Annotated in this window: 16 protein-coding genes and 1 pseudogene; 8 read left to right on the forward strand and 9 right to left on the reverse strand. The window is 52.2% G+C overall.

Annotation, left to right across the window (positions count from 1 at the left end; genetic code table 11):
• Window positions 1-525: helix-turn-helix transcriptional regulator (locus MKY86_RS00005; RefSeq protein WP_340825512.1), on the forward strand; the 525-nt coding region annotated here is incomplete at its 5' end.
• Here the strand turns inward: MKY86_RS00005 and MKY86_RS34120 are convergent.
• From MKY86_RS34120 to MKY86_RS00015, 3 genes and pseudogenes are all read right to left on the reverse strand, one after another.
• Window positions 522-638, reverse strand: a pseudogene (locus MKY86_RS34120) (flavin reductase family protein); the annotation flags it as partial. The gene MKY86_RS00005 and the pseudogene MKY86_RS34120 sit on opposite strands and share 4 nt — an antisense overlap.
• 18 nt (window positions 639-656) lie before the next feature.
• The gene (locus MKY86_RS00010) at window positions 657-1,100 is read right to left on the reverse strand and encodes an SMI1/KNR4 family protein (RefSeq protein ID WP_076077484.1); all 444 of its coding nucleotides are present in this window, start codon (window positions 1,098-1,100) and stop codon (window positions 657-659) included.
• Window positions 1,101-1,306: 206 nt separating this feature from the next.
• The gene (locus MKY86_RS00015) at window positions 1,307-1,717 is read right to left on the reverse strand and encodes a hypothetical protein (protein ID WP_340825513.1); all 411 of its coding nucleotides are present in this window, start codon (window positions 1,715-1,717) and stop codon (window positions 1,307-1,309) included.
• Between the two features lie 238 nt (window positions 1,718-1,955).
• On the opposite strand from MKY86_RS00015, the gene MKY86_RS00020 reads away from it, so the two are divergent.
• The 4 genes from MKY86_RS00020 (at window position 1,956) to MKY86_RS00035 (ending at window position 5,687) form a co-directional block, all read left to right on the forward strand.
• On the forward strand, window positions 1,956-2,648 hold the full coding sequence (locus MKY86_RS00020; RefSeq protein ID WP_076077487.1) for a response regulator transcription factor: 693 nt from the start codon (window positions 1,956-1,958) through the stop codon (window positions 2,646-2,648).
• Complete coding sequence (locus MKY86_RS00025) at window positions 2,645-4,111, forward strand: sensor histidine kinase (RefSeq protein ID WP_076077490.1); 1,467 nt, start codon at window positions 2,645-2,647, stop codon at window positions 4,109-4,111. The genes MKY86_RS00020 and MKY86_RS00025 overlap by 4 nt, the downstream gene beginning before the upstream one ends.
• A gap of 103 nt (window positions 4,112-4,214) precedes the next feature.
• Window positions 4,215-5,336 carry a PD40 domain-containing protein gene (locus tag MKY86_RS00030; RefSeq protein ID WP_076077492.1) on the forward strand — a complete coding sequence of 374 codons (1,122 nt, stop codon included), beginning with the start codon at window positions 4,215-4,217 and terminating at the stop codon, window positions 5,334-5,336.
• A 114-nt stretch (window positions 5,337-5,450) separates the two neighbouring features.
• The gene (locus tag MKY86_RS00035; protein WP_036723590.1) at window positions 5,451-5,687 is read left to right on the forward strand and encodes a DUF6953 family protein; all 237 of its coding nucleotides are present in this window, start codon (window positions 5,451-5,453) and stop codon (window positions 5,685-5,687) included.
• 109 nt (window positions 5,688-5,796) lie between these two features.
• Here MKY86_RS00035 and MKY86_RS00040 read toward each other — a convergent pair whose 3' ends face one another.
• From MKY86_RS00040 to MKY86_RS00050, 3 genes are read right to left on the reverse strand one after another with little or no spacing between them, the layout of a single operon-like run.
• On the reverse strand, window positions 5,797-6,879 hold the full coding sequence (locus MKY86_RS00040; RefSeq protein ID WP_076077495.1) for a mannose-1-phosphate guanylyltransferase: 1,083 nt from the start codon (window positions 6,877-6,879) through the stop codon (window positions 5,797-5,799).
• The gene (locus tag MKY86_RS00045) at window positions 6,872-7,978 is read right to left on the reverse strand and encodes a glycosyl transferase (RefSeq protein WP_051477883.1); all 1,107 of its coding nucleotides are present in this window, start codon (window positions 7,976-7,978) and stop codon (window positions 6,872-6,874) included. The genes MKY86_RS00040 and MKY86_RS00045 overlap by 8 nt, the downstream gene beginning before the upstream one ends.
• On the reverse strand, window positions 7,978-9,159 hold the full coding sequence (locus MKY86_RS00050; protein ID WP_076077498.1) for a glycosyltransferase family 4 protein: 1,182 nt from the start codon (window positions 9,157-9,159) through the stop codon (window positions 7,978-7,980). Before MKY86_RS00050 ends, MKY86_RS00045 begins: the two co-directional genes overlap by 1 nt.
• Window positions 9,160-9,360: 201 nt before the next feature.
• Between MKY86_RS00050 and MKY86_RS00055 the strand changes: the two genes are divergently transcribed.
• From MKY86_RS00055 to MKY86_RS00065, 3 genes are all read left to right on the forward strand, one after another.
• Window positions 9,361-9,657, forward strand: coding sequence for a helix-turn-helix domain-containing protein (locus tag MKY86_RS00055; RefSeq protein WP_063830889.1), 297 nt, complete (start codon window positions 9,361-9,363; stop codon window positions 9,655-9,657).
• Entirely contained in the window at window positions 9,623-10,570 is a 948-nt protein-coding gene (locus MKY86_RS00060) for a DUF1861 family protein (RefSeq protein WP_076077502.1), read from the forward strand. Before MKY86_RS00055 ends, MKY86_RS00060 begins: the two co-directional genes overlap by 35 nt.
• Window positions 10,571-10,654: 84 nt before the next feature.
• On the forward strand, window positions 10,655-11,239 hold the full coding sequence (locus tag MKY86_RS00065; protein WP_339253070.1) for a 50S ribosomal protein L25: 585 nt from the start codon (window positions 10,655-10,657) through the stop codon (window positions 11,237-11,239).
• A gap of 126 nt (window positions 11,240-11,365) precedes the next feature.
• On the opposite strand, the gene MKY86_RS00070 is transcribed toward MKY86_RS00065, so the two are convergent.
• The 3 genes from MKY86_RS00070 to MKY86_RS00080 form a co-directional block, all read right to left on the reverse strand.
• Window positions 11,366-12,244, reverse strand: a complete 879-nt coding sequence (locus MKY86_RS00070; protein WP_340825535.1) for a carbohydrate ABC transporter permease — start codon at window positions 12,242-12,244, stop codon at window positions 11,366-11,368.
• A gap of 112 nt (window positions 12,245-12,356) precedes the next feature.
• Window positions 12,357-13,241 carry a carbohydrate ABC transporter permease gene (locus MKY86_RS00075; RefSeq protein ID WP_051477881.1) on the reverse strand — a complete coding sequence of 295 codons (885 nt, stop codon included), beginning with the start codon at window positions 13,239-13,241 and terminating at the stop codon, window positions 12,357-12,359.
• 83 nt (window positions 13,242-13,324) lie between these two features.
• The gene (locus MKY86_RS00080) at window positions 13,325-14,620 is read right to left on the reverse strand and encodes an ABC transporter substrate-binding protein (protein ID WP_076077507.1); all 1,296 of its coding nucleotides are present in this window, start codon (window positions 14,618-14,620) and stop codon (window positions 13,325-13,327) included.
• Window positions 14,621-15,017 lie beyond the last annotated feature (397 nt).

Below are 15,017 nucleotides of genomic sequence, written 5' to 3' on the forward strand. Positions count from 1 at the left end.
TTGATAGATAATAACAAAGCCGGGCAGAATATATTGAACTTAAGGAAGGGGCTTTCCCTGACCCAAGCAGAGCTGTCCAGCTTACTTGGCGTAAGCCATCAGGCGGTTTCCAAGTGGGAGCAGGGTGACTGCCTGCCTGATATCGGGGTGTTGCTGAAGCTTGGACAGGTCTTCGGGAAGTCGGTGGAGGAGCTTCTGTTAGGGGAGAGCGTTATCCGCGATTCAGCTTCTGAGAAAATTGTAAGCCCTCCCATCGAGCTGCCGGATGAGGTCTGGACGCAAGCTTTGAATCATATCCAAGGCCGCATCTCACCACCCAGCTTCAACACCTGGTTCAAGGGCACGAAGGGCAAACAGCTGGGGGAGACTTACTGCGTCTACAGTCCGAGCCGTTTTGCTTCAGAATGGTTATATCACCGTTATTCCAATTTGATTGTACCGATTCTCGAAGATATTACGGGCACATCCGGCCTTAAGGTCGAGTTCTGCTCTATGGGAGCGTGGGACATTAACCGTAAGGATTAGGTTTCTGCCCGGTAGGTTTTGCCAAGACGATGACCCAGACCAAAATAATGGCGGAAATTGTAGAGGAGTGGACTCCATTTCAGAGGATCGATATGATTGTCATCGATAATAATTAGCTGCAAGGAATGAAGCTACCACTCCATAAAATTCTCTTCGATCAGCGCAGCAAACGATTCTGCGATCACCTCGTAATCCCCGTTATCATGGTCGATGAGCAGCACGCGGCCCTCGGGGTCAAGCAGGATCGGGTTGCCCGAGCCGTCCATGGAAAAGACTGCACTTCGTGCAAGCAGCCCGCTCATAGGGGTATCCTTGTAATCCTCGCGGAAGGACAACGTTAACTCGATCACACTCTCCCGTCCGATGGAGGAACCGTTGCTGAAGGCGTGTACGGATAGTCCGGCATAGGCGCCGCCAAAGCTTCGGATGAATTGAACATAATCCTGATCCAGCGACAGACCCAGTTGCTTCTCTGCCTCAGCGATTTGTTCCTCTGTTGCCGGTGTACCAAGCAGACTCTGATTTCCTTCTTTGGTTAAAAAAAGCTGCAAACGTTCCATTAGCGCATCATTCATAGCTATTCCTCCACTTCTAAGAGTATCTATTAATCATAACAAGAGCGGGACTTAGGTCAATAGTGCTCTTTGAATGATCTGAATGTGTTGCTGCGAAGGCATATGAGCCGGATATAAAAAAAGCTGTCCCATACGCAGTAAGTCTGCTAAAGGGACAGCTTTTTAAATACTTTCAGCCCTATTTAGTTGTCGCTGCGCCCATTCACTCAGCCAAACGAGGTTTCGACACTCTGCGCGACAATCTCCCTGAGCTCGGCCTTCTGTACGTTGAACTGCTGCGGGGTGATGCTGCCGCTGGCGAGTCTGGCTTCGAGCTGCTGGGTCAGCTGCTTGACTTGCAGGTTAATGACCTGAGTCACGTTGCCGCCATTCTCTTCTGCAATGTTACGCAGGGATTTGCCGTCATACAAGGCGTCGTATAGCTCTTCGTCAGAGGTAGGGTTCAGGTTCAGGGCATCCAGCAGCTCATCGGTATCGGCCACATCAGAGGTGGACCATTTGGCGACAGGAAGGGTATGTAAAGCCGGCTTACCCCAGGCCGTTCCTCCGAACGACATAGCTACGATCATTGTTCCTACAATCATTACACGCTTAATATTCATATGTTTTATATTCATGTGTATCATCCTCTTTTCGTGGTTGGTTATATCGGTCAAGGTTCATCATTTACGGCGGCTAGTGAACTTCAGCTAAGTACAGTTTACCCAACAATACTGAAATGAAGCTTAAGTCTTCTTAAAGATAACCTAAACTTTGCTTGGCTCCTGCCGGTTCCTTGCTCCGGCTTCTTCATCTGCGTTATTCTTGAAGGGCATTACCGAACCGAACAAGCGAGAGCGGAAGGATGAACCGTCTATGAAAAAAATACTGGTCGTCGATGACGAACCGGCCATAGTAAGTGCGATTGCCTACGCGCTGCGGCGTGAAGGCTATGAGGTCGATACTGCCGGTGACGGTGAGGAAGCGCTAAGCAAGGCGAATACCTTCCGTCCGAATGTGCTGGTGCTGGATGTAATGATGCCGAAGCTAAGCGGTTATGATGTCTGCCGCAAGCTGGAGGACCGGGATGATATTGGAATCATCCTGCTGACTGTCAAGAATGATATTGTTGATAAAATTGTCGGTCTGGAGCTGGGTGCAGACGATTATATGACCAAGCCCTTCGAGATCCGCGAGCTGCTGGCCCGGGTGAAGGCGCTGCTGCGCCGGCTGGAGAAGAATACGGCTGAGATCCGCAGTGAGCTGATCGAATACGGCCTCTTGCAGGTTCACCCGGACCGGCGCAGCGCCGAGCTTGGCGGGGAGCCGCTGGAGCTGACCCCGAAGGAATTCGATCTGCTGCATCTGCTGCTCTCGCACCCGCAGCGGGTGTATATGCGCGAGGAGCTGCTGGAGCAGGTCTGGGATATGGACTATGCCGGAGGAACGCGCACCGTGGATATTCATATCCAGCGGCTGCGCAAAAAGCTGGGCGAGCCCTACCAGAATATCCTGCAAACCGTCTACGGTGTAGGCTATAAGGCAGTGCCTGCGGGGAGCTACTCATGAGAATCAGCATTAAGCTGAAGTTCAGCCTGTTCCTGGCGGTGCTGCTGATTCTGGCCGTCGGCGTGCTGAGCTACTTCGTCCTGCGCGGCGTGGAGCGCAATGAGCAGGGCCAGACGGAGCACAATCTGGCCCAGCACGTCAACACGGTCAATCTGCGCGTGAAGCAGACATACTATACCGGTGCGCGCCTTACGCCGCAGGTCTTCATGCAGCAGCGCGGCAAGGCGCTGGCTGCCGAGCTGGCCGGATTCACCGGCCTGGAGGTGACCCTGTACGACAGCCAGGGCCAGCAGGCGGGCACCTCGGCGCAAGGCGAGCCTGGGCCGGGCAAGCCGGATCTCAGCACAGCGCTGGACTACGCGCTGAATAACAAGGTCGCCTACCAGAGTGAAGGCGACAGGCTGTTCTACCTGGCCCCGCTGCAGGGGCCGGAGGGGCAGATGGGCGTGGTGCAGCTGCAGTACTCCCTGGAGGGTGCCCGCAGCTTCCAGCAGACGCTGCTGAATCTGTTCCTGACCACAGGCGGCGCGGTACTGGTATTCAGCTTCATCCTCGGGTATCTGTATTTCAACCGTGCGGCTGCCGCTATCGGGCGGCTGAAGAAGGCGGCGGAGGATATCCGCGGTGCCGACTATATCACAGCTCCGCCGGTGCGGCGCAAGGATGAGCTGGGGGAGCTGGCCGAGGGCATCTACTTCATGAGCCGGGAGATCGAGCGCAGCATTGCCGCCAAGGATGAAGAACGGCGCAAGCTCCAGCTGGCGGTGGAGAAGCTTCAGGCGCTGGAGCAGCAGCAGAAGCAGTACATCGGGAACATCAGCCATGAATTCAAGACGCCGCTGACCTCGATTAAGGCGTATGTTGATCTGCTGAATATGTATGACGATGACCCCAAGCTGCTGCATGATGCCAAGCTGAGTATCGCCAAGGAAACAGAGCGGCTGTACGAGATGGTGGAGAAGGTGCTGCAATTAACGGCGCTGGAGAAGTATGATTTTGAATCCCAGGCAGAGCTGCTGGAGGTTGAGAGTACGCTGCGCGATATCTGCGGACGAATGAAAGGCAAGGCGGAGCGCTACGGCCTCACAGTCACGCTTGACGCCCAGCCCGCGCATATCTGGATCGATAGAGAAAGCTTCATGCATATCTTCATCAATCTGCTGGACAATGCGATCAAATATAATGTCCCGCAGGGGAGTATTCATCTGTACAGCGAGGTCAGGGATCAGCGGGTATGGATCACCGTGCAGGATTCCGGCATCGGCATTCCGGAGGCGTCGCGGGAGAAGATCTTCGAAGCGTTCTATACGGTCAATCGTGACCGTTCCAGAGCCTCGGGCGGCACAGGGCTTGGTCTCTCGCTGGTCCGTAATCTGGTGGAGAAGCAGGGCGGCACCATTGTCTTGCTGGAAGGCTCAGGCGAAGGGGCGGCGTTTGAGCTGTCTTTTCCGCTGGTGACCTGAAGGGATAAAGTTTACAAGTTGGATATATTTGCGATGCGGTCTGGAAATAAGCGTCCAGTATGCTGAAGAGGCAACATGAGCGATGAGCTGGAGGGAAGCCTGAATGAATCATAAGAGCCATAGAGCCTGGGGCAAGATCTGGAGCATTCTGCTCTGCGGAGCTGTTCTGCTATCGGTTACTGCCTGTAGTACTGAGAGCACAGATACACGTGAGGTTGTAGAGAAGGCAGGCCGCAAAATTACAGTCCTCGATAATATCAGCGAACCGGTCTACACAAAGCTGAAGCTTGCGGGCATACAGAAGGTGGAGGGGGTGCGGGGGACGGATTTTGCCGGCGAGGATGTAATGGTAGTGACCAAGGAGAACCGCAGTCTTCCCTCGCAGATTATTGAAGGACAGGAACGGTATCCGCTGAATCTCTATCTGCATACCCTGTCCACTGGTGAGGAAGCACCGCTGCAGGTTGGAGAGCTGAATGTTGGCGCGCCGCAAATATCCCCGGACAAGACGCATGTCTTCTTCAAGGAGATGCATGACATCACAGGATTCGGTTATATTATGGATCTGTCCGGGGGTGCACCGGTGAAGGTAAGCGATGCAGAGTTTCGGGTGGAGGAAGGAAAGTGGGCGGATGACGCGCATGTGATTTTTCCTGATATGGAAGGCAATATTCTAAGTGCAGATCTAACCGGCAAGCAGGAGACGATCGTGAAGACGGGCATCCCGTATGTGCATGAGGTGGTTCAGACCGGCAGCCGGATTCTCTATGTTACAGGTGAAGACAGCCAGCTTAGCGCCTATGACACAGCGACGAAGCAGACCAAGGTGCTGCGAAAGAATGTGATCTGGGCGGTTCCTTCTCCGGACGGAAGTCAGATGGCGATTGTCGAGCGTATCGGACGCGGAGAGATGACTCTGAAGCTCTGTGACAGCGAAGGCAATGAGCAGTCTAAGCTAGCTTCAGGGCAGCAGATCTTCGGCACCAGCTGGTCGCCGGACGGCAAGCTGCTGGCTTATGCGGTCACGGCGGCCGGTTCGACGGATGACCAGCAGGACCTGTTCATTACCGAGGTGGAGACCGGAGAGCAGACACCTGTACTGAATGATTTTCATCTGGCTGACCCTCTCCACTGGAGTCCGTCCGGCAAGAAGCTACTGGCTACAGCTACGGTACTGAAGGATAATATCTATCAGTTTCTGACCTATGTGGTTAGCCTGTCGTAGCTTTCTTATTCGCCAAAAGGTAAAGGCCGCTGGAATGGTGGAATCGACTGGCGGGATTCGTGGTATAATGGGGGAATGTGCAAGCAGGATGAACAGGAAGGAGCAGTACCCCCAATGGAAGTAACCGCACAGGAAGTAGCGGAGTGGATGGTGAAGGAGATTAAGTTCACAGGAACTTTATACCAGACCGCTGCGATTGAATATGTGAAGGCGAATTTCGGTGAGGAATTTGTATTCGTGAATGAGAATGGCAATGCCTCGTTATCCAAGGAAGTGAAGAAGGCCTTCCGCAAGCTGCATGGCGGCCGGATTGCCTGGGACCGCGACGGATTCCTCTGGGCCTGGACCTGAGGCTGGACAAGTAGAGAATACCCATAAGAACATAACAAAGGGAGCATTGCTGTAATGGCAGTGCTCCCTTTTGTATGCAAATAGAACTTACTATAATGATTAGCATCCCCTATACATATTCCAGCATGCCCTTGTCCTTGAGCAGATCCACAATGTCTTTGACGGACTGCGCCTTGTCCTTAGGGCAGATCATGAGGGCATCCCCCGTGTCGGCGATGATGAAGCCGTCAACGCTGATGGTGGTAATCAGCCGCCCGTTGCCATAGATAATGGAATTGCGGGTGTCGATGCCGACATGATTGGCCTTGATAATGTTGCCTTCATCATCAGGCGGGAAGATGGCCCCGAGTGCGTCCCAGCTGCCGATATCATTCCAGCCGAACTGGCCGGACAGCACCACTACCTCATCAGAGCGTTCAAGTATGCCATAGTCAATGGAGATATTCTGCAGCAGCGGATAAATCCGGTTAAGGGTCTCCTGCTCCTGATCTGTACCGAGTGCATCGCGGATCGGCAGCATGGTATTGTACAGCCGCGGCAGGTAGCGCTTGAAGTTATCAATAATGACCGAAGTTTTCCAGATGAAGATTCCGCTGTTCCAGAGATAATTGCCTGAGGCCAGATACCCCTGTGCCTTCTTGAAATCCGGCTTCTCCACGAATTCAGCTACATCGTATACGGCAACCGGCTTGACTGCGATCGGCTCCTGGTCATAAGCGATGTAGCCGTAGCCGGTGGATGGGAAGGTCGGCTTAATCCCGATCGTGACAATGGCGTCACTCTCCATCGCGACGGTGCAGGCTTCGTCCAGCGTAAGCCGGAACTGCGGCTCATCGGTAATGTAGTGATCGGAAGGCAGGACAACCATTAGGGAATCCCCTTCACTCATCTGCTGGATGGAGAAGGCGGCAAACAGGATGCTTGCTGAAGTGTTCCGGGCCACAGGCTCGATCAGAATATTGCTTTTCTGAACACTACTGTGCATAATGCTCTCCAGCAGGACCGCCTGGGTGCGGTTCGTTACAATAACGGTATTCTCCTGCGGGATGATGCCCTTGAAGCGTTCGATGGTATCGTTCAGCATAATATCGTTGCCGCTGATGTTCAGCAGCTGCTTGGGGATTTCCTGTCTGGACAGCGGCCAGAAGCGGGTGCCGCCACCGCCTGCAAGTATGGTTGCGTATTTATCCATGATGAGTCACCAGATGGGCAATCGAGAAGGATATAATGCTCTCCGATCCCTGATTGAGGTTCAGCCCTGAGCTGTGAATGCCGTCGTAGCAAGCCCCGGACTGGGGGTCAATCAGGGAGATCTGCAAGGAATTATTCCCTGTATACCAGGCGTAGCACAGGTCAGCCCGCTGCAGATAAGCCGGGTCCTTCAGCACAACGGCCGCTTCCTCGCAGGCCAGCAGCATTTCGCAGGCTTCGATGGGCTGTTCATCATATAACGCAGGGCTGCCGCCGCGCAGCAGCCAGCCGTGGCTGCCAATGGGCTTGTAATAGCCTTCCGGCGCGAAGGTCCGGGAGATCAGGAAATCGAGGCTTTCCTTAGCCGTGATTCTCAGCGCCGGATTGCCGGAAATCTTGTAAGCCTTAAGCAGCGCCCAAGGCAGCATCGAGTTACCATACGTAAGACTGTCTTCATACCAGTTCCAGCCTTCGCCCTTGGTGAGATTGTATTGGTCATTCAGCCGGACGGCAACAGATTCAATAAGTTCTGTGATGAAGGCTTCAGGCAGGAAGGCACGTTCTTCTTCTGTACTTGGTATATGCGGATAAGGGAAGGAGTAGGTGAGTGCTCCTGGAGTCCCGGGTAAATAGCTGAGTCCGATCACGGCATAGGCCAGAGCCCGGGGCGACCGCAGGCCTGCGATATGCGGCAGCGCCTGGTTGATTAAATAACGGCAGGTATTCAGCAGATTATCAGGCAATATGGAGGAATAGGAGAGTACGAAGCCCAACGCCCAGAGGGTACGCCCCTGGCAATCCTCAGAGCCCCGTTCTTCCAGGAAGGAACGGTTATAGTCCATGAAGTTCCGGAAGTTGCCTTCTTCAGTCTGTGCATGGTGGACGAAAGAGAGGTACGTATGGATCAGGTCGAGGGAGGCGTTGTCCTGATTTTTTTTGTACATCAGAACGGCTGCAATTAGAGCCCGCGCATTATCATCGGTAGTGTAGCCTTTGGCACGGTCGGGAACCCCGAATTTCGTATGCTGAAAAATCCCTGTATCATCGGTAATCCGGCGCATATAGTCCGGCTTGAACTGTAACACCGCTGGCGCCTGCATCAGATCACACTCCGGTCAGCCGGTGTGGCAAGGCCTATAATGTCCTGGAAGATGGCGGCATAGGTCTTCGCAACCTCACTCCACATCATTGTACTGCCGAGTTCCTGTGTACGCTGTTCCATATCCCGGACTTTGGCCGGACTGTCCAGCAGTTCCAGAATACAGGCCTCCAGGGAAGCCGAATCGCGGAATGCTGCCAGCAGTCCTCTGCCTCCCGCCAGCATCTCTTCGGCATAGCGGTAAGGGGTGGAGATAATCACTCTGCCATAGCCGACTCCATAAGCGAGCGTTCCGCTGACGGCCTGTTCCTTGCCCAGATAAGGAGTCATATATATATCCGACATCACCAGGGACTCAATGACCTCTTCCTGGGTCAGCAGCTTGTCGACGAACAGCACATTATTGACCAGGTCTAATTCATGCACCAGATCGGTCAGCTTTTGCCGGTAGACTTCACCGGTCTCCTGTTTAACGACCGGATGCGTCTTGCCCCAGATGATATAGAGCGCGTCAGGATGCTGCTTCACTACGCCGCTCATAGCCTCAATCGCATATTCAATGCCCTTGCCGGGACTCAGGAAGCCGAAGGTCGAGAGGATTTTGCGTTCGCCGAACTTGTATTGAAGCTTCAGCTCTGCACGGGTGGAGGTCTGGACAAAAGGAACGCCGTGATGAATGAATGCTATTTTGGCGGCGTTAATATGATAGACAGAGATTAGATCCTCTACTGTGGATTGGGCCATGGTCACTACCTTGACGCTTCCTTCGGCGAGCCGGGTGATAATCTCATGCTGCTTGGGGGTAGGCTTGGTTAAGACAGTATGGAAGATAACCACGTAAGGGATCTGAAGCTCTTCTGTGAACTGCAGCAGATATTCGCCGCTCTCTCCGCCGTAGATGCCGAATTCATGCTGAATGACTAGCAGATCGGTATCTGACTGGTTGATGTCCCTGGCTGATTCTATATAATCAGATAGCTGATGTTGGTTAATTTCCCGCATGACCTGATCCGTGTAACGGTAGTTCCCGTTGTTATTCATGGCGATGATGCGCGGTTTGTTGAAGCCCTGAAGCTTCGTGAATTCATCCAGCAGATCCTGGGTGAAGGTGGCAATTCCGCATTCTCTAGGCAGGCTGGTGGACAGGAAAACAATGTTTTTATTGCGGTTGCTGTGGTTCATAATAGAAAGCCTCCCTATTGATTATCGAACTTTTGGGGACAAAAAAAGAAAATAAAGAGGACTTTATTTTCCGGGGATGAGTGGTATAAAGTTTTGTTTCTGCAAATAATTTCCTGCCCAAACTATAACATGACCATTTAATCTTGTCAATTTATTGACTCCCTTGAAATCACCGGATATAGTGATGTAGGAGGTGTATGGATGCCAGTCATACGCAGTAAATTGAGTGAGGTTATGGATAAGCATGACCCGAAATTATCGATTCGCAAGCTAGCGAAGGACATTAATTACCATTTCGATTCCGTCCGGCGGATGTACAAAGACGAGATGGTGCAGTATCCCCGGGATCTGCTGCTGAAGCTGTGTACGTATTTCAATATTCAGCCTGGGGAATTGATCCGGATGGAATCGGATGAGAACGATTGGGCAATAGATAAGGCAAATGAATATGAGGAGGAAGGCAATGACAAGGAGCCCGGCGAAGACAGCAACCTGTAATGAACTGCTGGATACCTTTTATGCCAATCTCCGTACCGTGCACGTGGAGAAGCTGGTCTTCTCCGGTGTGGGCGGGCGTGATGTCTACAATATAACGGCTCCGTTCCTGCATGACGGGGAGGAAGTGATCTTGGGAAGAGTTGAGGAACGGGATAGCGAGTTCTCTCAAGTCTTCTTTTTTACATCCGGCGCAGATGGGGTATGGGTTCCCCGTGCGCATACCCATACCTATAATCTGCAGGACCCGTGCGTAACCCGCGTTAAGGGAGAATTGATTGTCGGCGGAGTTGAGGTGATTACGGCTGGGGATAATCCGCCCAAGATAGTCTCCTGGGTTACCCAGTTCTACCGGGGATACCGGATCGACTCGCTTCATCACTTCGCCTCCGGTCCGGCAATGATGAAGGATATCCGGCTGATTGAGCTTCAGGATGGCAGAATCGGTGTACTGACCAGACCGCAGGGAGAGCGGGGCGGCAGAGGACAAATTGGCTTCACCATTATTGATTCACTGGAGGAGCTGCATGAACAGACCTTCCTGGAGGCGGAGATTCTGCAGCATCAGTTCGTGCCGGAAGAGTGGGGCGGAGCCAATGAAGCCCATCTGCTGCGCAATGGCCATATAGGTGTGCTGGGGCATATTGCCTGCTTCGACCGTCTGGGGAAGAAGCATTACTACTCTATGGCCTTCTCGCTTAATCCGGACACTTTGGAGACTACCCCGATTAAAATCATCGCAGCCAGAAGCGACTTCCCGATCGGTCCGGGCAAACGTCCTGATCTGCAGGATGTCATCTTCAGCGGCGGACTGGTACGCGGAGCGGGCGGCCGGGCGGTATTGTCTGTAGGCGTCAGCGATGCGGAAGCCTATAGAATCGAGATCCCTGATCCTTTTGCTGAATATGAAGTCTGATTGCTGCAGGTTTGACTAGATTCTATGGTCATGTTACACTTGAGGTGACAAGAATTTATGGTCGAAGAGAGCGGGAACCAAGCAATGAGTAAATTTATTCAACTAAGCAATCGTACGTCTGACACGAAGTCCAACCTGAATGTGGCAAGAAAGCAGGGCCGCATCCCGGCTGTACTGTACGGAATTGGTAAAGATACTCTTAGTCTTGAAGTGAACGAGAAGGAACTGCTGGAAGTGCTGAGAACGAATCCGCGGGCGATCCTGCAAGGGAAATTGACCGACGGTACAACCGTTCCGGTAGTGGTTCAGAACATCCAGAAGCAATCCATGTCCGGTAAAGTGCTGCATATTGATTTCCAGCATGTGAACATGAGCATCAGCATGGACAGCAAGGTGACCATTCATTTTGCAGGCGAAGCTGTTGGCGTCAAAGAAGGCGGCGTACTGCAGGTGGAAATCTATGAAGTAGAAGTCCGCTGTATGCCGGGCGATCTGCCTACTTCCATGGAAGTGGATATCAGCGGCCTTGCCATCGGCGACCAATTGCTGGTGTCGGATCTCATTTTCCAGGATGGCATTGAAGTGCTGACCGATCCAAGTACGGTCATGATTCAGATCAAGACTGTACATGAAGAAGTTGAAGAACCGGTAGTAGTTACTCCGGCTTAAATACAGTATGACGCATAGCCCTTTCGGGCAGAACGTCTTGGAAGCTCATGATATATCATGATTCCGCTACGTCTGCCCGAAGGGGTTTTTGTTGTTGTGGGGGACAGGAAGGAAGTCAGGGGGAGGTTATTTCAGCGCCCCTTCTGTCAGGCCGGCAACGATGTAGCGGTGGAAGAAGAGGTATACGACAATCATTGGGAGCGTAATAATCGCGAGTGCTGAGAACAGCAGCTTATAGTCGGTCATATACCGGCTGGAGAAGGCCAGCAGACCAACCGGTATCGTCTTCAGTGCATCATTCTGGATGTACAGCATGGCCAGCAGCAGCTCATTCCATGCATTCAGCGCTGAGAAGATCCCGACGGTGGCCATGTTCGGAATAAGCAGCGGAAGGATAATTCTGCTGTACATTCTCCAGTTGCCGCAGCCGTCTATCCGGGCAGCTTCCAGCAGCTCTTTCGGGATAGAGTCCAAGTATGCCTTGAGCAGGAAGATGGCCAGCGGAAGACCGGTTCCAATATAAGGGAGAATTAACCCCATATAGGAATCCTTCAAATTCAGCTGCTCAAAAATATAGCTCTGGGCAATGAAAAAGGATTGCAGCGGCATAAACAGTCCGAATACGAACATCAGCATCAGGAAGCTGCTGCCGCGGAAGCGGAGCTTGCTGAAGGCGAAGGCTGCGAGGCTTGCGAAGAGCAGGATGCCCGCAACGGTGGCCGAGGTTACAATTACACTGTTGCCGGCGTAGGTGCTCATATTGCCGACGGTCCAGGCTTTGGACCAGTTCTGAAGATTGATCTGTTCCGGCAGTGCGAATGGAGCGGAGAAGATCTCCCGGTTCTCACGGAAGGAGGAGAGAATAAGCCAGAGAATCGGGTAGAAATAGAAGCAGGAAATGAAGATCATGAACAGATAATACATAATATGCGAGAACGCTCTGCGGCTGGCCGCTTCCCCGCCGCTGTAAGCGTCTTTCTTGAGATCCAGGGCTGTGGTCGTCAAGCGGTACACCTCACTTTCGTATAATGTCAGAGTTTACATGTATCGGGGTCCCCGCAAAGTACCTGAGTCATCACCCGAAGCCTCTTTCAGAGGACTGCGAAGCCGTTTCTTCCTAATACTCCAGTACACTGGAGTCTTTCTTATTCAGTCTGCCGGCCACAAGCCCGATCACTGCGATCACAATTGTCATGATGACGGCAAGTGCGGAGCCGTAGCCGATGCTCATATGGGTGAAGACTACTTTGACCAGGTAGGTCGTAACGATTTCGGTTGAATTATACGGTCCGCCATTGGTCATTACATAGAACAGATCGAAGGACTGGAAGCCGGTAAGTACACACAGCATGATGCCTGTCTCCACCAGATTACGGATCATGGGCACCTTGATTTTGAAGAAGATCTGTCCTTCCCCTGCGCCGTCCAGATAGGCCGATTCATAGACTTCTCTAGAGATGCGCTGGATTCCGGAATAAAAGATGGTCATATAGAAGCCTGCGTAGACCCAGCCGGATACGATGCAGATGGCATAAAGCGCGGTATCGGGGTTGCCCAGCCAGACACGGGTCCAGCTCTCCAGACCGATCTTCTCCAGCAGGATATTGATGAGGCCAAAGTCGGAATTATAGACGAATTTCCATAAGTAGGAGACGACTATCATCGGCAGCATGACGGGCACGAAGAAGGCGAGCCGGAAGAGTCCGCTTCCCTTGCGGCCCATCGTGATCAAGCCTGCGAGCCCGAGTCCGGCAATGACTTCAACAAAGACAGTGGCGACAATATAGATAAGCGTGTGTCCGTAGGAGTTCATGTAGACACGGTCCTGAAAAGCCCGGATGTAGTTGTCGAAGCCGGTGAATTTCATAGTGCCGATCCCATTCCAATCGTAGAAGCTGAATACGAAGGTCATAAGGACGGGGACAAGTACAACAAAGCCAAACAGCAGGAGGGCTGGAGATATGAACAGGTAGGGAGAGAATTTATTGCTTCGGCCGGACATGGGTCCACCTCCAATTCAAGGTATAAGGGGGGATGCGTAATCTTCGATTTCCGGATGAAGCCGCCTTACGGACGTACTCATCGTTACTTCAGAGGGGCGATGGTTGTCTCGAGCTCAGCCAGAGCCTCTTCAGGTGATTTGGCGCCACCGATAACCTCGGAGGTGGCCATATTGAGCGCGTTGGCGACCTCGATGGAATAGCCGGTATCGGGCGGCGACACAAGTGCCGGAGCATTCTCCATCAAATCGTTCAATTCCAGCGAGAGCGGAAGCATGGTCTCCTTGTCGATCCCGTCTTTGGTAATCGGTACAGCCCCGGCATCGGACAGCTTCTTGGAGGATTCGGGGGAGCTGTAGAGCTTCATGAATTCAATAGCCTCGTCGATCAGCCTGGAGTTTTTATTGACCACCATTCCGTTCAACACGCCGATTACACTCTCCTGATTGCCCTTGCCGTCCGGTATGGCCGGAGTATTGAAGTAGCCAAGCTCAAGTTCCGGTGTCTCTTCGACTGCGGTTGGAGCGAGCCAGCTTCCGATCGGATGCATGGCACCGCTGCCGTTCAGGAACAGCATGTCCGCCTCACTGTCGCTTGCGGCGGTTACATTTTCGTTAATATAGCCTTTATCCCAGAGCTCCTGCACGTAACCGTAGGCTTTGACAAAATCAGGTGAATTGAACGGCTGCTTCAGCTGCATAGCCTCACTGTAGGCGTCTTCGCCCACAACCCGGGAGATGATATGGGCGACCCAGTTGCCTGCCGTCCACAGATCGGAGTTGCCGATCACGAGCGGGGTGATGCCTGCCTGCTTGATGGTCTCGCATACCTTAAGGAATTCCTCCCAGGTAGCTGGCGGCTGAAGACCCAGATCATTGAATACCGCTTTATTGTAAAAGATTACGTTCGTCACATCGCCCGCAGTTGGAATCATATACGTCTTGCCGTCGATTACCATACCATTGAAGGTACCCTCCGCGAACATATCCTTCAGTCCTGAGCTTTGGAGCTGCTCTGTAATATCCGCCGCATAACCGTCCGCTACTCTTGTCTGCAGGCGCTGCCCCGCCCATTCAAAGTACAGGTCAGGAGCGTTCTTGCCGCTTAGCAGATTTGGCAATCCGATCGTCTGATAGGTGTCATCGTCCTGATAGCTGAATTCCACCTTAATCCCCTGATGCTGCGCTTCAAACTCTTTGCCGATCGTTTCCCAGACCTTGATCAATCCTTCGCCGGGCGAACCCATAGCAATACGGAGTGTTTCCGGTTTTGCACCGGAGCCTCCGTTATTGGCCGGGCTGTTATTAGAAGCTTCAGAAGAGCAGCCCGTTAAGGCGGTAACCAGCATCGTTGAGATCATTGCAATCATCCGTTTGTTCATTCGTTAATCGCTCCTTTGATTGGTATTGGCAAATAAGTTGACGCGACTACGCTCTTTATCCTTAGTCCCTACTCTCCCCTACGCGTTCACACTCCTCAATGTAATGTTATATGACTCTTCTGAGTGAGGTGTTTCTGATTTTTGTGTGTGATTGATTGAGTAACTAATATTTGTAGTAACAATATTGCTTTCATTATTCATGATAGCAAGAAGCCTGTCAATTGTTTTTTCATGCAAAAAGACATATAAAAATCATTTTATCCAGAAAGTACGCAGTAATTATTTTTGACCAATGGATTATTGTAAGCGCAAACAACATTGATTTTACATGGAAATTTACGATGTTATGGGAGTTTGTGGAAAAGGGAGGAAGAATATCTCTCTATTTAATAAATGT

The sequence above is a fragment of the Paenibacillus sp. FSL R7-0333 genome (genome assembly GCF_038000365.1).
Taxonomy (GTDB): domain Bacteria; phylum Bacillota; class Bacilli; order Paenibacillales; family Paenibacillaceae; genus Paenibacillus_AQ; species Paenibacillus_AQ silagei.